Genomic DNA, 17887 nt, shown 5'->3' with positions numbered 1-17887 from the left:
AACAAAAACCAACGAAAGCTCAAATGGCCGATATTTTTCAAAAACCGCTCACTTGGCGTAAACTATAGGTAAGTGAGGAGAAAGATATGGCTATTCAACACAAAACCGCCGATAAGCGCCGTGAAATGGGGGCCGCTGCGATGCGCACTTACCCCAATATTTCACACGCATGGGGTCTAAAAGAGAGCGAGGCCGCTCTGCTGCTCGGGGTACCTGATTCCACCTATCGGCGCTGGAAGCATTCACCTGAGCAGGCGAGGCTTGATGCCAATCACTTGGAACGGATGTCGTTGATTCTCGGCATTTATAAAGCACTGCATATATTGTTGCCCAGTAAAGAAGCTGCTAACAGCTGGTTGCAGCGAGCCAACAACAGCCCTCTTTTTGCCGGTCACACACCAATGGAGCGCCTGTTAAACGGACAAGTCTCCGACCTCTACGTTGTTCGCCAACATTTGGATGCAGCGCGTGGTGGGGGGCATGCGTGACATTCCCGCTGAGCAATATCACTTGGCGCCCCAGCTATCGGGTTATTCCCTCGCGATTTCCTCCCATTGATTTATTCGAAGGCGTCAACAGCAGCGCTGATGATTGGGACTTACTCAATGAGCTGGAGGGTGAAACCTCCGCAAGGCTACGTGAGGAAACGGGAGCTATTCACTTGGTTCGTGATGACGACCGTCGCTACGGCCCCGGCTGGACGCCCGTCATGGAGGCCTTCTGCCACTTCCCCGCGACCGGTTCGCGTTTTAGCGATGGCACCTTTGGCGCCTACTACTGCGCACTCACCGAAGCCACCGCCATTGCCGAAACCGTTTACCACGCAGAGCGCTTTATGGGGGAGTCAAACGAACCGCCCATGATGCTTCAGCAGCGTGTTTATCTGTCAGATTTAACGGGCCAACTAATTGATTTACGCCGACAGGATGCGGCCCAAACGCTTCTCAGACCGGATAGCTGGGCAGCTGGGCAAACCTTGGGGAGAAAAGCCTGGGAGGAACACACGGACGGCATCGTTTACCCTAGCGTTCGAGACCCTGAAGGCGAGTGTGCCGCTGTGCTACGGCCGCCCGTGCTCTCCGCCACAAGGCAAGGACGGCATCTTGGCTATGACTGGGATGGTCAGCATATCCGCCATGTCTATGAGCTAACGCTATTGGGCTAGCGATTAACTTTCGCTCCTAATTTTCGCCGCGCCCCAGGCAGTGTTCGCCGCGTGCTATCGCGGCGGCATCAAATACGCCGGTATCCAACACCCAAGCCGTCACGAGCTTGGCGGGAGTGACGTCAAAGGCGGGGTTCCATACCGGTGCATTATCGGGTGCCCAGGTAACCTCACCAAAGGCGCCAGCGACGCCGCGGATCTCAGCGGGGTCGCGCTGTTCAATAGGAATGTCCGCACCAGTAGCACAAGCGGGATCAACCGTAGTGTAGGGAGCCACCACATAGAACGGCACCTGGTGGTAGTGAGCGATCACCGCCAGCATGTAAGTACCCACTTTATTGGCAAAGTCGCCGTTGGCGCAGATACGGTCGGCACCCACCATCACTTTATCTACCTTGCCTGCGGCCATCAGGCTGGCGGCCATGCTGTCGGTAATTAGCTGGTAGGGAATGCCCAGGTCGGCCATTTCCCAGGCGGTTAAGCGGCCGCCTTGCAGCAGCGGGCGGGTTTCATCCACAAACACATGCAGCTCTACACCGCGCTGCTTGGCCACTGCCAGCGCACCAATGGCCGTACCCACCCCGGCGGTGGCCAGGGCGCCAGTGTTGCAGTGGGTCAGCACACGGTCACCCGTTTTCAGCAAGTCAGCCCCCCGCTCAGCCATGCGTTGGCACAGCGCACGGTCTTCTGCAAACAGTTCAGCGGCACGTTCGGCCAGGGCGCTGACGCCTTGCTCAAAGCAGGCTTCCATGGCATCCAGGCAGTACATTAAGTTAACTGCAGTGGGACGCGTGGCGCGTAAGCGATCACTTACCAACTGCCAATCATTTTGTGGATGGCGAGCGGCGTATTGGGCCAGCACGAAAGCGGCGCTCAAACCAATCAACGGCGCGCCGCGAATCGCTAGGGTTTTCACCGCATGCTGCCACTCTTCTGGCGAGTCACAGCGCACCCACTGCTCCGCCTGGGGCAGTTGGGTTTGATCCAAATACTCAAGGTGGTCGGCATAGATCCGCAAACTGCGTGATTGAAGATGAGGCATCGATGGACTCCTTGAGCACTTGATCGGAACAGCTACACGGCTTATCAGCCGCGAAGCTTATCATATAGAATGGCTGCCACTAGAAGAGGCGACGCAGATCCTATGATGACGCTACAAACTGAACTGCTGGACGCCATTTCATGGGCGGCGCAGCAAGGCTGGACGCCAGCCACTGGCGGTAACTTTTCCGCCCGTACCGAGGCGGGCTATCTTGTCACCGCTTCTGGCCGGGATAAAACCCGCATTCAGGCCGATGACCTCTTGCTCTGCAACCTGGATGGCAAGGTGCTATCCGGCGATGGTAAGCCTAGCGCGGAAAGCGATCTACATGCCGCGCTCTATCGCCTGGATGCGTCGATTAACTGCGTGCTGCACACTCACACCGTGGCCAGCACGGTGCTGTCGCGACGATTTCCTAAGGGCATAGAGCTCAGCGGCCTTGAAATGCAAAAAGCCTTAGCAGGCAACGAGACCCACGAGGCTACCATCTGGTTACCGGTGGTGCCCAACTCCCAGGATATGGAAGAACTGGCCGAGTACGTACGCAGCGGCTGGCCGATGCCCTGGGGCTTTTTGGTCGCAGGGCATGGCATTTATGCCGTGGGCGATAGCATTGCCAGCTGTCGCCGCCACCTGGAAGCGATTGAGTTTTTACTTGCCTGTGTTCTTGAAGAGAGTCGGTGGTCTTAAATGAGTAATTCAACTGTTCGCGCCATTGTGACCGATATTGAAGGCACCACCACGGACATTAATTTCGTCCATAAGGTGCTTTTTCCCTACGCCCACGCCAAGTTGCCCGACTTTCTACTTGCGAATGCAGACACACCTGCAGTTGCCGAGCAAATTGATGCCGTACGCAGCGAAATGGACGCCCCTAACGCCCCCCTTGAGGCAGTGATCGACCAGCTGCTGCACTGGATCGAGACTGACCAAAAAATTACTTCGCTGAAAGCACTGCAAGGTATGGTGTGGGCCGATGGCTACCAGCGCGGCGACTTTAAAGGCCATCTCTATAGCGATGTAGCCCCCGCCCTGCGCCAGTGGAAAGACTCGGGCAAGGCGCTGTACGTCTACTCGTCCGGCTCGGTGCAGGCGCAGAAGCTGCTGTTTGGCTATAGCGATGCGGGCGACCTAACCCCGCTATTTAGCGGCTACTTTGATACCCATATTGGCCATAAACGTGAGGCTGCCGCTTACCATCGCATTGTCACCGAGCTTGACCTGCCGCCAGCAGCGGTGCTGTTCTTGTCTGACGTGGTCGAAGAACTGGACGCCGCCAAACAGGCAGGCATGCAAACCCTGCAGTTGGTGCGCGAAGGTACACAGGCGGGCAACACCCATGCTTGCGTTACTCGCTTTGATGAAATTGCGCTTTAGGAGAGCTTACGATGTCGCAACTGAAAGTATTTGCTGATCAAAACCCTAACGATGCCCTGATCGACACCACCGACGGCGAGCAGATTAGCGCTGAGCTAAACAAGGTGGGCGTGCTGTTTGAGCGGTGGGCAGCGCCGGGCGAAATTGCCGACGACGCCACCCAGGAAGATATTTTGGCGCTTTATCAAGACGACATCGACCGCGTCAAAGCCATAGGCGGCTATCAAACCGTTGATGTGTTGCATATGGTGCCCACGCACCCAGACAAAGACGCCATGCGGCAGAAGTTCCTAAACGAGCACCGCCATCATGAAGATGAAGTGCGTTTCTTCGTCAAAGGACAAGGGTTATTTTGTCTTCACATCGATGACAAGGTGTATCAGGTACTGTGTACCCGCAATGACCTGATCAGCGTACCCGCCAACACACCCCACTGGTTCGATATGGGCCCAGCGCCAGAATTCACTGCGCTGCGCTTCTTCGATAATGTGGAAGGCTGGGTGCCCCACTGGACCGAAAGCGATATCGCCGGGAAGTTTGATCGCCTGGATCAGCTTTGATTAGTGAATAGTAAATCGTAAGTAGTGAATCGTGGGAGGCAGTTGTAGCGCGGCGTAAGCGCCAGCGCACCCGCGGAAGCAGCGCGCTAGCGGTGCCGAAGGTGACGCCGAGGCCGGATCAGGCGCGGAGGCATTATCCAGGCGGCTGGCGCCGCCGTCGCGGGTGCCTCATACGCTCGTTCCTCGCGAGATTCGTTACGCCGCGCTACGGGGCAGGCGTTTACAACACCTCTTGCTGGTTATACGTCCTGGCTAAATCCGCCAGCGCGGTAAGGTCACTATAGGCTTCCGGCTCCATAATCAGCGTTTGGCCCATCAGCACATTGCGCGCTTCAAGCTTGGCGCGCAGCGCGGTGTCTTCAATCTCTTCGAAATCGGCGTTGTGGGCCAGTGATAAAACACGGCGATGCATTTCGATGCCGCAGTAGGCCAGCGCATCCAGGCGTATCTCTTCAAGCAGTGCATCACAGGCATCATCTGCGCTGTTGCCCTGCTCTTCAAATAGCGACTTGGGAAACAGAATGCCCGTCCGCTCGGTTTGCCACAGGTGGCGGAACTCGGCATCAAAGTGGCTAAAGCACGCATCGACCACATCAAGGATCCACGCCTGATACTCATCAAGCTCACCTTCTTGACGGTGAGCGGGCTGGCTGAAGTAGGCCATCAGGAAGTTGGCCACCGCCATTCCCAGGTCAAAAGCCATCGGCCCGTACTGGGAAAACTCGGGGTCAATGACCCGCACGTCGGTATCCGTGGCCATGATCGAGCCGGAGTGCAGATCACCGTGCAGCATGGTTTCGGTGTTCGCGGTGAACTTCATCAACAGCCGCTGTACTTTGGCCTTTAAACGCGCGTTACGACGCAATTCGTCCACCACCGGTGAAAGCTCCGGGGTGTGGTGATTCATTTCAGCGCCGTAATAAGGGTCGGTAAATACCAGTGATTCGGTAATGGCAGGAATCGCCACATTGCCGGAAAACAGCCCCACATCCGCCTTTTTCTCTGGGCTACTCAGCGAAAGCTCTGAGCCACGAAACGCCGTGCGGGCGCAAAACTTGCCGATGGTTTCGCCAAGTCGAGCGACTCGCTCACCGTTGATCAACTTACGGCGCAAGATAGTGTGGGGGTACAGATACTCCATCACAAACAGCGCCTGGGGCTTGTCGAAGTAGTAGACTTCAGGGGCAATGCCCGGTGCACGCTTGGCCTGACGCACCAAGGCGTAGTACTCAAAGTGGGCGCGATAGACCGGCAGCGGCCAACTCTCGCCGACCATACGTACATAGGGAAGCGCCTGCTTAACCACTACACTGCCCGCGTCACCGGAGACGATAAACACTAGGTTGAGGTTGCCGTCACCCACCTCGCGAATGTCCCAGCTCGCGGGTTCTTCGCCCACGCGTCTAACCACCGCCTCAACATCACCAAGCCGCTGGGATAGAGTGTCAACGCTTAGCGCGCGGTAATGTTGATCAATCTCCACAGTTCTCTCCTCACAAACGTTTACGTGTTTGGCTAGCCGCCAGTTGGCCCGTTAATCTCCGCGACTAGGCTGATACGCTTAAGCCATCAATAGCATTATCGCCAGATGATGAATCAATCGCACTAGCCACCCATACACGGTTGCGGCCTTGCCGCTTGGCTTCATAAAGCGCGTCATCTGCCTGGGATAATAGTTCGGCTGGGGCAAGGCTAACTTTCGGGTAGAGTACTGCAACGCCAACGCTAACGGTAACAACGCTTTGCGCCGAGACACCGTGATTAGGAATTTCCAAGGCCTCCACGTTGCACCGGATACGCTCGGCCGCCGGTTTTGCCGCCTCAGGCGATGCATTGGCTATTAGCACTACAAACTCTTCACCGCCAAAACGCACCACTAAATCGGCATCACGGCTATTGGCCTGCATGGCAGTAGCGACTTGGCGCAAGCACTCGTCACCCTGAGGATGCCCATAGTAGTCGTTGTAAGCTTTGAAATGGTCGATATCGATCACCATCAGCCCTAAACAAAGGCCTTTATCGGTAGCCTCCTGCCAGCGCACAGGAAAAACCGTATCGAACTGGCGCCGGTTGGCAAGATTGGTTAAAGGATCAGTCACCGACATGCGCGACAGTTCCTGGTTATCTTTTAAGTAATAGCCAGCGCGGAGCTTTTCTTTCAATACATGCAAGTAGGAGGTTCGCTCGCTCTGCTCGAAACGATAGTTGGCCACTAACGTAAACAGCGTCTGAGCGATAATAGTAAATATTGCTAGCCGCTTCGCCTCTGGCGGCATGGGGTCATAAGATAGAACAAAAAGCAGTATTATAAATATACAAATGGCAGATGAGACGCAGGCATAGTTAAACCGCAGTGAGTAAACAATATTACCCACCAGCAAAATAAGGCCGAAAGAGAAAACATCCAGGTAAGAGTAAGGAACGGTGGATTCCACCAAAATCAAACATGAAATCACCGTAGCAACGATCACCGTACTCGCCATTAACGTTTCACGTTGGGCTGGAGACACGCCACGGTAAACCCACCACAGAATTGGCATACCAAAAGGCAGCATTACCCCCACCCTTAACGCCAGCGCGGTGGTGAAAGTATCCGGTCGAAAGCTGTGGTCGTTGATCAAAAACAAGCAGTAGATGATCGCCGATATCAACCCTGCCATGACCATGCTACGGCTACGTTGGCGCTGAGTATCTTCTTCAAACCTTGCTTCCACTTCATCAGCAAAACGTAACCGCCAAGGCCCTCTACGCAACTCATCTTCCACCGCTGTCAGCAGCGTGTCATTGATCATTACTCGCCCTCAATGCCTCACCCGGTTACTTGTGGCTTTCATGTATCATCAATGAACATCAGAAGCCTAATACTACCTTTGAGTACGACGATAGTGTGCCACAATAGCGTTTAGTTAAAATGAATATTGGTACACATGTTAAACGAAACTCATCCCAATTTTCATTAATTGAACATTCAACCAGGAGACTAATGATGCAGCGCCAACAGGATCCGGTGACTAACGACTGGACTTTCATCATTGGGCATCGCGAACTCGTTGTGCACCAACGCTATGAGGTGCTTAGCATGATCAACGACTTTATGCTGGGCATTTGGTTTACGATCGGCAGTGTCTGCTTTTTTTACCAGGGTGCGGTTCAAACTGTCGGCGTGTGGCTGTTTGTGATAGGTAGCATCCAACTGCTGATTCGCCCAGCGATTCGCCTTCACCGCTATGTCTATTTTAAGCAGTTGCCGGACACCGACCAGGACGCTTAGACACAAGCCCGTTCAACGCAGTTGGCTATCTTTACTACCACGACGGTTGTAGCCACTATAGGCCGACTGCTTTTTGTCCAATTCACCCTGACACACCACACACAGTCTAACGCCCGGAATCGCTTTACGGCGCGGTTCAGGAATGGGATTGCCACACTCTTCGCAAACCTCAAGACTTTCGCCGCGGGGCAACTGGCTACGCGCACGCTGCACCGCATCCTCTAGCGTGCTTTCCATCTGCTCTTGTTCGGCGCCATCTTTTGCCCATCCACCTGCCATAATCGCACTCCTCGCTTCGGCACTAGCAATCTATCAGCATAGCAGTAACGAGAAGCGTGCACCGTTAGCCCAAAAACCGAACGCCTTGGGCAGCCAAGGGGCTGCGTAGTTTGTCTGGCAGCGGTACATCGGTCACTACGGCATCATAATCACCCAGTTGACCCGCGGCGCAGCGTAGTGGCAGGTCGAACTTGGTTTTATCCAGCACTAACACGCGATAACCGGCATGGGCCAACAGCGCCTCACGGGCCATCACTTCGTCGTCGTTGTAGTCATAAAGCTGGCCATGGCTATCCATTCCCCCCACCGACACAATCCCCACATCGGCACGGTAGCGTTGAAAAAAGCGCCAGGCATCGCCGCCAATCACATCCTGGTCGCGACGACGCACTCGCCCACCGGCTACTACTAACTCACACTTCAACTGGCACAGCTTAATCAGCGCATGCAGGTTATTGGTCATGATATGCAGGCCTTGCTTATCACTCAGCGCATCGGCCAACTGCTCAACCGTGGTGCCCGTGCCTAAGAACAGTGCTTGATGATCCTGTACCAAGCTCGCTGCCCGCGCCGCGATCTGCCGTTTACCCGCCACGTTAACGATCTGACGCTGGTCGTAGCCGATATTTTCCTGCTCGGGAAACGGCAGCACCTCCCCTTGGCGGCGCAGCACCAGGCCTTTATCGGCTAGGTGGCGAATATCCCCACGCAGGGTTTGCACAGAAACCCCAAACTCGCCTGCCAGGCTGTCTACCGACTGGCGCCCTTGTGAGTGGATTCGCTGTAACAGCTGTTGTCGACGTTCGAACTGGCGCATAACCCCTCTAGGCACAACGAAAGCAAAAAGTGCAGCAAACGAAAGCCACAAAATGTTGAACGAAAGCATAGTGTCACTTTGTTGTAAGCAGATGACAGTAGCTTAGGTGGGGTTCACTCACTGGAGGTTTACCCATGTTGAAGCGCCCCCTGTTATCTATTCCGACATCTGCCCTTACTACTGCCATCGCGGTAGCCAGCTTTTCCCTTTCGGCTCAGGTAGCGGCGAACGAAACGCTAACGCTCTACACCAGCCAGCCCAATAGCGATGCACAGCAAACAGTTGACGCCTTTGAAGCGGCCTACCCCGACATTGAAGTGGAGTGGGTACGCGACGGTACCACGCGCTTGATGACCCGGCTGCGCTCGGAGCTTTCAGCCGGGGTGAGCAACCCCGACGTGCTGCTGATTGCCGACAGCATGACCATGGAATCACTCAAGCAAGAGGGTCATTTACAACCTTACCTAAGCGATGAGCGCCAAGCCTATGACGCCGATCTGTATGACCCAGAAGGCTACTACTACGGCACCAAGCTGATCACCACCGGGATTGTCTATAACACCGGCGCCGAGCATCAGCCGCAAAGTTGGCAAGACCTGCTGGGGCCTGACTACGAAGGGTTGGTCACCATGCCTAGTCCGCTTTACTCCGGCGCGGCACTGATCCATATGGCGGCGATCACTGCCAACCCGGACCTTGGCATGGCGTATTACGAAGCGCTTCATGAAAACCGCACCGAAGCCCAGGGCGGCAATGGGGGCGTATTTAACGCCGTGGCCGCGGGCACCAAGCCCTACGGCATCGTGGTGGATTTCCTGCCAATTCGTGAAGCCGCCAAAGGCTCGCCGGTCGAATTCGTGTTCCCGGAAGAGGGCGTAAGCGCGGTGACCGAGCCGGTCGCCATTATGCAAGGTGCAGAGAATGTCGAGGCCGCGCAAAAGTTTGTTGATTTTGTGCTTTCCCAGCAGGGCCAGGAGTTGGTCAGCCAGCAAGGCTATCTGCCTGCTCACAACGACGTTACCCCACCGGAAGGCTTCCCCGAGCGCAATAGCATTACCCTGATGCCGGTTGATACCGAGCAGGCATTGGCGCAGGAAGAAGAGCTTAAACAGCGTTTTAGTGACCTCTTCGGCGGGTAATCATGACGTCCGCTCTCATCTTTGACAACAAGACCGGCAGCCAGCACCGCTGGCTGCTTTCAAGCCTGCTGATCGCCATTGTACTGCTGAGCCTGGCACCCAGCCTGCGTCTGCTGATGGAGGCGTTGAGCGATCTTGCTCAGGGCCGCCAGTCACCGCTGTGGCAGGTGCTCAGCAGTGCCAGCACTTGGCGAGCACTCTGGCATAGCCTGTATACATCGGGGCTCGGCATGCTGATCGCCCTGATCCTGGGTAGCCTGTTCGCCTTTGCCATCACGCTCACCAATGTGCGCGGAAAATCGTGGCTGGTGTTCTGCTTTATGCTGCCAATGATGATTCCGCCCCAGGTTACCGCCTTGAGCTGGCTGCAGCTCTTTGGTCCGGCCAGCCCGCTACTGAAAAGCATAGGCTTGGCGCCCCCACTGGGCAGCCCGCAGCCGCTCTACTCCGCTGAAGGAATCGCTTTACTGCTGGGCATCCAGAGCGCCCCGCTGGTGTTTCTGGCCCTGCGCACCAGCCTGCTTTCGCTGCCTCGGGAGCTTATTGAAGCTGCTCGCATTAGCGGCGCCAAACAAACCCAAGTGTGGGGTCATATTATTCTACCCGTGACCCGTAGCGGCTTGATCGCCGGGGGCGCGATGGCGTTTATCTCAAGTCTCGGCAACTTCGGCATCCCCGCCATGCTGGGTATTCCCGCAGGCTATTACGTGCTGCCCACACTGATCTACCAGCGTATGGCCAACTTTGGCACCGGGGTGTTGGCAGAGATGGCTGCGCTCTCCTTGCTGATTGGTTTACTGGCATTGGCCGGGGTGGCGTTGCAGCAGCAATTGATGAATCGCAGCCGCTTCGGGCTGGGCGGCCATAGTGGGCGCTCCCATGATTTCACCCTGGGAAGTTGGCGCTCGCTGGTGACCGCCACGCTCGTCGGGATCTTACTGATTATTCTGGTCGCGCCGCTGCTTGCCCTGATCATCAGCTCGCTGGTACCCGCCATGGGCGTGCCATTAAACGCCGAGACCGCCACCCTGAACGCTTACGCCGAAGTGGTGGGTCGCCAAGGCGCCACATGGCGAGCGGTGAACAACAGTCTGTGGCTGGCGGGCAGCGCGGCTGTGGTGCTGATGCTGCTCAGTCTGCCATTGGCTTACCGGCTACAGCGCCTGCCGGAGCGTTGGCGGGGTGTGGTACTCAGTGCCATTGAGATTCCTTATGCGCTTCCCGGCGTGGTATTGGCCATTGCCTGCATCCTGCTATTTGTTCGCCCGCTGCCGATTATCAATGTGGCGCTCTACGGCACCCTGGGGCTGATTTTTATCGCTTACCTGGCGCGCTTTCTGGTGGTCTGCGTTAAGCCCGTCGCCGCCAGCCTGGCGCAGTTGGATCCTTCGCTTGAAGAGGCGGCACAGCTCGCGGGTGCAGGCCCCTGGCGGCGCCTGGGCAGCATTATTTTACCCCTGGTCGCGCCCGCGCTGTTCGCAGGCGGCCTGCTGGTGTTTCTGCTGGCGGTCAACGAACTGACCGTGTCAGCCCTGCTATGGAGCGCCGGTAACGAAACCCTCGGCGTATTGATTTTCAACCTCGACGAAGGCGGCGAAAGCGTGCTGGCCTCTGCGGTGTCAGTGCTGGTGGTAATCATGGTCGCCTCGCTGATGCTGACACTCAGTTTACTGGCGCCGCGTTTACCCAAAGGAGTCATTCCATGGCAGAGCTAGACACATCAGGGTTAAACACAGCAGGGCTAACGATCGACCGTGTCACCAAGCGCTTTGGCGAGCAGACGGCCGTTGATGCGCTGTCGCTGACGATCAATCCAGGCGAGTTTGTCGCCCTGCTCGGCCCCAGCGGCTGTGGCAAAACCACCATGCTACGCATGCTGGCAGGCTTTGAAACGATCAACGACGGTACGATTCAATTAGCCAATCGCACCCTGGCCAGCGCCGATACCCATGTGCCGCCTGAACAGCGCAATATGGCCATGGTGTTCCAATCCTATGCGCTATGGCCGCATATGAGCGTGGCTGACAACGTCGGCTACCCAGTCAAGCTACGCGGCCTGCGAGGGGCGGCGTATCACCACAGGGTGCAACAGGCCCTGGCCCTGGTGGAGCTCGATGCCTACGCCGATCGCATGCCCCAGGCCCTCAGTGGAGGCCAGCGCCAACGCGTCGCTCTCGCGCGCTGCCTGGTCAGCGACCCTTCGGTGGTGCTGCTGGATGAGCCGCTGGCCAACCTTGATCGGCACCTGCGCGCCACCATGGAGCACAGCTTCCGCGATTTTCACCAGCGCACTGGCGCCACGCTGGTCTATGTCACCCACGACCAAACCGAAGCCATGGCGCTGGCGGACAAAATCGCCGTGATGAAAGCGGGCAGGCTGGTTCAATGGGGCGCCCCTGAAACCCTTTACAGGCAGCCGAGAACCGCCTGGGTAGCGGGCTTTATCGGCCAGGGCAGCCAATTAAAGGTCGCCGCCGGTCACCCTGGGAAGCGCCTTGAGAACGCGGCCCTAATGCGCGGGCTGAACGCCATCGAGTCCGAACGAACCCAAAGCGTGCTGGTGCGCCCGGAACATATTCAGATCAGCGCGGCACTCGCATCCTCCGCAGCTCCCACTCATAACCAGCTTGCCGCACAGGTGGAAAGCGTGATTTTCCGCGGCGAGCGCTATGAGCTCACACTGCGCCTGCCCAGCGGGGAAACACTGCTGGCCTACCACCACACCGCACCTGACCTGGGTAGCCAGGTTGCCGTCGACCTTCAGCAGGGCTGGTGCCTGGAGCCCGACCAATGAGTGTCAATATCGAGATTCTCAGTGGTTTAGGCGCCAAAGGGCCTGCTGCGATAGTGGTAGAAGCCCAGGGAAAACGCCTACTGCTAGATGCAGGCGGTGCACTCCACTCGGATGACACCATTACTTGGGCGAACAACCTGGATGTGGATGCCGTACTGATCAGCCATGACCATATCGACCATATCGGCGGCGTGGCCGAGCTAGCGGAGAACGTGCCACTTTATTGCACACCGCTGGTAGCCAAGGCCTTGCCTCACAACCGCCCCTGGCACCCACTGCCCGAACGCGGCACGCTAGAGTTGGAAGGCATCACCGTTACTACCGGCCAAGCGGGGCACTCGCTAGGCGGTGTGTGGCTACATTTAGCGGTAGGGGGCGGTGTTTACTATAGCGGCGACGCCTGTTTTGAGTCGCGACTGTTTCCTTTTGATACTCCGCCGAAAGCGGCTATTGCGCTACTGGATGCCTCCTACGGCAGCTACGACCAACCCCAAGCACATTGTGTACAGGCCATTAGTGAGCATCTTTATCAGCCGCTGGCATTTCCAGTGCCGGAAACCGGCCGTGCCCTGGAAATGGCACTATGGCTGGCGGAAGAAGCTGACCAGCGGCAGTTAACGCTCGCCATCGACCCGGTGATTCGCGACAACCTGGCCGCGCTATTGGCACTGCCTGCAACGCTGCGTCGGCCTGGGCTCGACCACTCGATTCGCTCGCTTTTAGCGCGGCAAAACGCTTGCCCGCCAACCCTTATGTTGATGTGCGATCGCAGCGATACGCCGAAACAGTGGCCCGACCACCACCTGCTCCACACCGGCTATCTGACTCCTGATCGCCGCGCCGAGCTAGCGGCAGGCCAAATCAGTTGGCAGCGCTGGAATGTTCACCTACGCGCGTCGCACCTGGTGGCGCTTGCCGATCAGTTGGGCGCCACTCAAGTGGTGCCGCTATTTACCCAGCTTGCCAATAACGAATTGAATGCCTGGCATGGACTACTAGGCGAGCGCCTCTGCACTGCCCAGCGTTTATCTGCTCATTCACGTCTAGTCACCCTTTCCAGTTTAGGGAGTTTTGCATGTCCGCAGTAATTGTTGATGTTGACGGCACCTTAGCCGAGTTTCACCCCCACCAGGTCAGTGACTGGGTGCTGGGCAGCCAAAAACAGTGGGAGCCCTTCTTTGCCCATATGGCCGAAGCGCCGGTGATCGAAGCGGTGGCCAAGCTGGTCAAGATACTGAAGGCCCAAGGCCAGCAGATCGTGATTTGCAGCGGCCGCCCGGATAGCCATCGTGAGCATACCCAGCGCTGGCTAGAGCGCCACACTATCCCCTTTGATGCCATGTACCTGCGCCCTGAGGGCGATGACCATATAGATGATGAAGAGGTGAAAGCCGCGCTACTCAATCAAATGCGCAGCGACGGCTTTACGCCTTGGCTGGTGCTGGATGACCGTGATGCCGTGGTCGCCCAGTGGCGCGCGCTCGGGCTTACTTGCCTGCAGTGCGCGCCGGGGGATTTTTAAGCGTTTGCCAGCTTGGTTCGGTGCTGCCACACCAGCACCGCCAAGGGCACCAGCGAGATAGGGATCAACAGTAGATTAAGTGTCGCCCAGCCTAAGCCGCTGACCAAGGGCCCAGCGAGCAACGCAGTGATAGCGGCGGTGCCAAAGACTAAAAACTCGTTGGCGGCCTGGGTGCGCGCTTTATCCACCGGGCGGTAGCTCTCAGTGAGCAGCCCGGTAGCGGGCAGAAAGGTAAAATTCCAGCCCAAGCCCAGCAAAATCAGCGCCACGTTGAAACCGGCTAAACTGATACCCAACTGAGCGACCAAGGCACTTGCCACCAGCAGCAGGCAGCCGGCCACAATGACTTGCTTAGCGCCGAAGCGGGTGGCCAAATGGCCAGTAAAGAACGAGGGTAAAAACATCGCTACCACGTGCCACTGAATGGTCATTGAAACATGGTTAAAGTGGTGTCCAGCCCCCGCCATGGCGAGCGGCGTGGCGGTCATGGCCAGATTCATCACGCCGTATCCGATCATCGCCGCGCTCACCGCCACAATAAATCCAGGCTGGCGGAGTATCTTACCCAGCGACAGTGCATTGCCTTCGCCGTGGGTGCGGGAAGCAGGCGGTAGTTGCGTCAGCATCAGCACCACTAACGCCAGTGCGTAGAGCGCTGCCAAGCCCACAAAGCTGCCCAGAAACGGCACCTCCCCCAGCTCACGGCTCACTCTGGCCAACCACGGCCCGGCAAATGCAGCCAGCACACCGCCCCCCATCACCAAACCAATCGCCCGGTCACGCATCGGCGTAGGGGCAGCTTCCACCGCGGCAAAGCGATAGAGCTGACCAAAGCCAATGCCGATACCAATCAGCCAGGTTGCCAGCAAGAACAGCCCAAAGCGCTCGCCGATCAGCGCCTGCACGGCGAGCAGTGCGCCCACCAGTCCCACAAGGTTGCCCAGTATAAAGCCGCGCTTCCGGCCCAGCCTGGCCATAATTAACGAGGCGGGAATGGTGGCACACATCAGCCCCAGCCACTGGGTGGCGACCGGCGCGGTCGACCAGGACGCACTTGGCGCCAAAGACGCCCCAATCAGCGGCGAAACGGCAATCAGTAAGACATTACCGGTAACCAGTAGCGCTTGGCAGAGCGACAATAGGGTGACGGTTAAAGGCATGAAACGCTCTCCTGAATAGAATCATCTGTATGGGAAGACGCAAAGCGCTGGCGATATACCGAGGGTGATACGCCGTAGTAACGCTGAAACTGGCGGCGCAGTTGTTCTGCGCCGCCCAGCCGCCAGCGTTGCGCCAGGCGCTCGAGGGATACGTTTTCGCGCCCGTTAAGCAGCGCCAAGCGCGCTTGTTCAAGACGTAGTTGGGTCAGGTAAGCGCCGGGGGTGGTATTTAAGTAGCGCCTAAATAACCGGGTTAAATGGCGCGGGGAGACCGCCATCAGGTCGGCCATGCTCTCAAGCCCGTGATCTACGCTGGGGTCGGCGTGGAGCTGATCCAGCAAGCGGCGCAGCGGCCCCGCCTCTTGTTGGTGTCGCAGTATCTCGCTGAACTGCGACTGCCCACCAGGGCGCTGCAAAAACACCACTAGCTCACGGGCCACTCGACCAGCTAGATCAGCACCGTGATCTGCCTCTACCAGCGAAAGCGCCAAATCAATCCCCGCCGTTACACCGGCGCTGGAGTAGCGACCGTTGCTTTCGATATAGAGCGCATCGGGCTCGACACTAAGCGCGGGGTACTCATCCGCCAGTTGAGGTGCATGGCGCCAGTGAGTGGTAACGCGGCAGCCATCCAGCAACCCTGCAGCGGCTAACAAAAATGCCCCGGAGCAGATAGAGCCGAGCCTCCTCACCTCTGGGGCGACCTCACAAAGCACCCGCGTTACTGCGGCTATTTCACGCTGCTGCATCACGCCACTGCCACCCGCCACCAACAGCGTATCCAGGGGCAGTAAATGAGTCAGTTGATGGTAGGTGTGCGTAGCATGTACGGCTAGGCCGCCGTTGGTGACAACCGGGCCGACGGCATCGGCGACCAGGGTCAACTGATACAACGGCTGGGGGCTTAGCGCATTGGCGCTGGCAAACACCTGCCAGGGGCCGCTGACATCCAGTAGTTGGCAGTCGGGGTAGGCAAATAGAGCAACATGGCGAGTCACAGTCTCTCTCCGCTAACGGGGAATCGAAGCATTAGAGAGAGTGTCAGCGCTGCACCCTATGTCGGCAAGGACCATTACCCCACCGATATGGACATTTCGCTAGATACGCTATCCGAAGAGTATTCATCAGCCTGGTTTATCTAACGGGGCCACCATGACAGCTTACAGCTTGCCAGCCCCTTAAATATCCATTATAGCTTATGAAGTATATAACTTAGCAAAAAATGGATATTTCTCACCGATGAATATACTTTCACCTTCCCCGCTTTCACTACCCGAACCTCTTCCTTGGCCCAAGGCCTATAGCATGCCTCCTACCGTTGGGATGAATGCGATAGAACTATCGAATGCGATTCACTCACGTGATATTAGTTGCAAAGAGGTAATCGCGGATTATCTCGCCCATATTTCACTACTCAATCCTATTGTTAACGCGATTGTCTCATTGCGCGACACTGATGATTTGCTTGCTGAAGCCACGCAATTAGATAGGGAACTTGCTAAAGGGCAATCTCGTGGTTGGTTACACGGGATTCCCCAAGCCATCAAGGATTTATCTTCTACAGCAGGTATAAGGACGACGCTTGGCTCTCCCCTTATGGCCAACCAAATACCTGACACTGATACGATTATGGTGTCACGGATTAAGCGCGACGGCGCCATTATCATAGGAAAAACCAATACCCCTGAATTCGGCTTGGGCTCCCAAACCTTCAACACTGTTTTCGGTGCGACGCGCAATGCCTATCACCCACATCTAACAGCCGGTGGCTCAAGCGGCGGAGCCGCGGTAGCCCTGGCACTTCGCATGCTACCGGTCGCCGACGGTAGCGATATGATGGGCTCTTTACGTAACCCGGCTGCTTATCAAAATTTATACGGTCTTAGACCTACATTTGGGCGCATTCCTTCAGTATCAGCACCCGATCTTTTTGGGCATCAGTTGAGCACCGAAGGCCCTATGGCCAGAAATATCGAAGACCTTCGAGGTCTACTGGTCACGCAATCTGGTCACGACCCACGTGTTCCACTCTCTATAACCGACTCCTTAACCAACCTTTCTGGCTCTTTGAACGCTTGCCAGCATGGTAAACGCATTGCATGGCTTGGCGATTGGCAGGGAGAATTGCCCCTCGAACCCGGCGTACTTGAGCTATGCGAAAACGCAGTTAAACAGTTTGAACAGATTGGCTGCACCATTGAGCAACCTGATATGCCGATGTCGATGGAATCACTTTGGGAAAGCTGGCTGACACTGCGGCAATGGGCTATTTCCGGTAACTTGGTAGACACTTATCAAGCCCCTGAAAAGCGGCGTTTATTGAAACCAGAAGCGCAGTGGGAAATAGAACAAGGGCTTGCCTTGTCTGCACTGGATGTCCATAAAGCCAATGTGACGCGCAGCCAGTGGTATACAGAGCTAAATAAACTGTTCTTGCATTACGACTATGTCATGCTGCCCAGCGCGCAGTGCTTCCCCTTTCCTGTGACAACCCAGTGGCCAAGCGAAATTGCAGGCAAACCAATGGATACCTATCACCGGTGGATGCAAATTGTCATACCTGGCTCTCTCTCAGGCTGCCCTGTATTAAACGTACCTGCGGGCTTTAATGATAACGACCTACCGATGGGCATTCAGGTAATCGCACCCCATCGAGCCGAGCTAGCGCTATTGCAACTTGGTCAAGCCTACCAATCAATCTTGCCCAGTTGGAAATATCGTTTGCCGCCCTGTTTTTCTGAATAGCTTTTCTCAAAAAACC

At 56.6% G+C, this 17887-nt stretch carries 19 protein-coding genes; 12 read left to right on the top strand and 7 right to left on the bottom strand.

What is annotated here, in order from left to right; genetic code table 11:
• The first annotated feature begins 86 nt into the window (after positions 1–86).
• Together K7H09_RS02750 and K7H09_RS02745 are read left to right on the top strand one after the other, a co-directional pair.
• Positions 87–488 carry an MbcA/ParS/Xre antitoxin family protein gene (locus K7H09_RS02750; RefSeq protein ID WP_230803473.1) on the top strand — a complete coding sequence of 134 codons (402 nt, stop codon included), beginning with the start codon at positions 87–89 and terminating at the stop codon, positions 486–488.
• Complete coding sequence (locus K7H09_RS02745) at positions 485–1165, top strand: RES family NAD+ phosphorylase (protein ID WP_022521882.1); 681 nt, start codon at positions 485–487, stop codon at positions 1163–1165. The genes K7H09_RS02750 and K7H09_RS02745 overlap by 4 nt, the downstream gene beginning before the upstream one ends.
• A gap of 16 nt (positions 1166–1181) precedes the next feature.
• Here K7H09_RS02745 and mtnA read toward each other — a convergent pair whose 3' ends face one another.
• Positions 1182–2207 carry an S-methyl-5-thioribose-1-phosphate isomerase gene (gene mtnA, locus K7H09_RS02740; RefSeq protein ID WP_230803471.1) on the bottom strand — a complete coding sequence of 342 codons (1026 nt, stop codon included), beginning with the start codon at positions 2205–2207 and terminating at the stop codon, positions 1182–1184.
• Positions 2208–2309: 102 nt separating this feature from the next.
• Here mtnA and mtnB point away from each other — a divergent pair, with 102 nt between their 5' ends.
• Genes mtnB through K7H09_RS02725 form a run of 3 tightly spaced genes read left to right on the top strand, consistent with a single transcriptional unit; the run spans position 2310 to position 4144 of the window.
• The gene (gene mtnB / locus K7H09_RS02735; RefSeq protein ID WP_190374580.1) at positions 2310–2897 is read left to right on the top strand and encodes a methylthioribulose 1-phosphate dehydratase; all 588 of its coding nucleotides are present in this window, start codon (positions 2310–2312) and stop codon (positions 2895–2897) included.
• On the top strand, positions 2898–3584 hold the full coding sequence (mtnC, locus tag K7H09_RS02730; protein WP_230803470.1) for an acireductone synthase: 687 nt from the start codon (positions 2898–2900) through the stop codon (positions 3582–3584).
• Positions 3585–3595: 11 nt separating this feature from the next.
• Positions 3596–4144: a 1,2-dihydroxy-3-keto-5-methylthiopentene dioxygenase gene (locus tag K7H09_RS02725; protein WP_190374578.1), complete on the top strand. Its 549-nt coding sequence runs from the start codon at positions 3596–3598 to the stop codon at positions 4142–4144.
• Positions 4145–4364: 220 nt separating this feature from the next.
• Here the strand turns inward: K7H09_RS02725 and mtnK are convergent, their stop codons facing one another.
• Together mtnK and K7H09_RS02715 are read right to left on the bottom strand one after the other, a co-directional pair.
• Positions 4365–5627: an S-methyl-5-thioribose kinase gene (mtnK, locus tag K7H09_RS02720; RefSeq protein ID WP_230803469.1), complete on the bottom strand. Its 1263-nt coding sequence runs from the start codon at positions 5625–5627 to the stop codon at positions 4365–4367.
• Between the two features lie 64 nt (positions 5628–5691).
• Positions 5692–6936: a GGDEF domain-containing protein gene (locus K7H09_RS02715; protein ID WP_022521875.1), complete on the bottom strand. Its 1245-nt coding sequence runs from the start codon at positions 6934–6936 to the stop codon at positions 5692–5694.
• 194 nt (positions 6937–7130) lie between these two features.
• On the opposite strand from K7H09_RS02715, the gene K7H09_RS02710 reads away from it, so the two are divergent.
• Positions 7131–7415 carry a YrhK family protein gene (locus K7H09_RS02710; RefSeq protein ID WP_022521874.1) on the top strand — a complete coding sequence of 95 codons (285 nt, stop codon included), beginning with the start codon at positions 7131–7133 and terminating at the stop codon, positions 7413–7415.
• A gap of 12 nt (positions 7416–7427) precedes the next feature.
• Here K7H09_RS02710 and K7H09_RS02705 read toward each other — a convergent pair whose 3' ends face one another.
• Positions 7428–7694 (bottom strand): DksA/TraR family C4-type zinc finger protein, encoded by a 267-nt coding sequence (locus K7H09_RS02705; RefSeq protein WP_022521873.1) that lies wholly within the window; start codon positions 7692–7694, stop codon positions 7428–7430.
• A 64-nt stretch (positions 7695–7758) separates the two neighbouring features.
• Complete coding sequence (locus K7H09_RS02700) at positions 7759–8511, bottom strand: DeoR/GlpR family DNA-binding transcription regulator (protein WP_035538847.1); 753 nt, start codon at positions 8509–8511, stop codon at positions 7759–7761.
• A 134-nt stretch (positions 8512–8645) separates the two neighbouring features.
• On the opposite strand from K7H09_RS02700, the gene K7H09_RS02695 reads away from it, so the two are divergent.
• From K7H09_RS02695 to K7H09_RS02675, 5 genes are read left to right on the top strand one after another with little or no spacing between them, the layout of a single operon-like run.
• Positions 8646–9650, top strand: a complete 1005-nt coding sequence (locus K7H09_RS02695; RefSeq protein ID WP_138799361.1) for an ABC transporter substrate-binding protein — start codon at positions 8646–8648, stop codon at positions 9648–9650.
• 2 nt (positions 9651–9652) lie between these two features.
• The gene (locus K7H09_RS02690; RefSeq protein ID WP_141440616.1) at positions 9653–11365 is read left to right on the top strand and encodes an ABC transporter permease; all 1713 of its coding nucleotides are present in this window, start codon (positions 9653–9655) and stop codon (positions 11363–11365) included.
• A complete protein-coding gene (locus tag K7H09_RS02685; protein WP_141440615.1) occupies positions 11353–12444 on the top strand; it encodes an ABC transporter ATP-binding protein in 1092 nt (363 codons plus the stop codon). The genes K7H09_RS02690 and K7H09_RS02685 overlap by 13 nt, the downstream gene beginning before the upstream one ends.
• Positions 12441–13532: an MBL fold metallo-hydrolase gene (locus K7H09_RS02680; protein ID WP_141440614.1), complete on the top strand. Its 1092-nt coding sequence runs from the start codon at positions 12441–12443 to the stop codon at positions 13530–13532. The genes K7H09_RS02685 and K7H09_RS02680 overlap by 4 nt, the downstream gene beginning before the upstream one ends.
• Positions 13520–13966 (top strand): phosphatase domain-containing protein, encoded by a 447-nt coding sequence (locus tag K7H09_RS02675; protein ID WP_027957001.1) that lies wholly within the window; start codon positions 13520–13522, stop codon positions 13964–13966. Before K7H09_RS02680 ends, K7H09_RS02675 begins: the two co-directional genes overlap by 13 nt.
• On the opposite strand, the gene K7H09_RS02670 is transcribed toward K7H09_RS02675, so the two are convergent.
• Both K7H09_RS02670 and K7H09_RS02665 read right to left on the bottom strand, forming a co-directional pair.
• The gene (locus K7H09_RS02670; RefSeq protein ID WP_009287469.1) at positions 13963–15126 is read right to left on the bottom strand and encodes an MFS transporter; all 1164 of its coding nucleotides are present in this window, start codon (positions 15124–15126) and stop codon (positions 13963–13965) included. The two genes, K7H09_RS02675 and K7H09_RS02670, sit on opposite strands and share 4 nt — an antisense overlap.
• Positions 15117–16124 (bottom strand): GlxA family transcriptional regulator, encoded by a 1008-nt coding sequence (locus K7H09_RS02665; RefSeq protein WP_141440613.1) that lies wholly within the window; start codon positions 16122–16124, stop codon positions 15117–15119. Before K7H09_RS02665 ends, K7H09_RS02670 begins: the two co-directional genes overlap by 10 nt.
• A 307-nt stretch (positions 16125–16431) precedes the next feature.
• On the opposite strand from K7H09_RS02665, the gene K7H09_RS02660 reads away from it, so the two are divergent.
• On the top strand, positions 16432–17871 hold the full coding sequence (locus tag K7H09_RS02660) for an amidase (RefSeq protein ID WP_141440612.1): 1440 nt from the start codon (positions 16432–16434) through the stop codon (positions 17869–17871).
• Positions 17872–17887: the final 16 nt, after the last annotated feature.

The sequence above is a fragment of the Halomonas sp. IOP_14 genome, from assembly GCF_021021315.1.
GTDB classification, from domain to species: domain Bacteria; phylum Pseudomonadota; class Gammaproteobacteria; order Pseudomonadales; family Halomonadaceae; genus Vreelandella; species Vreelandella titanicae.
The sequence above is the reverse complement of the archived record's forward strand: the minus strand, read 5'-3'. Positions and strand labels throughout refer to the sequence as shown.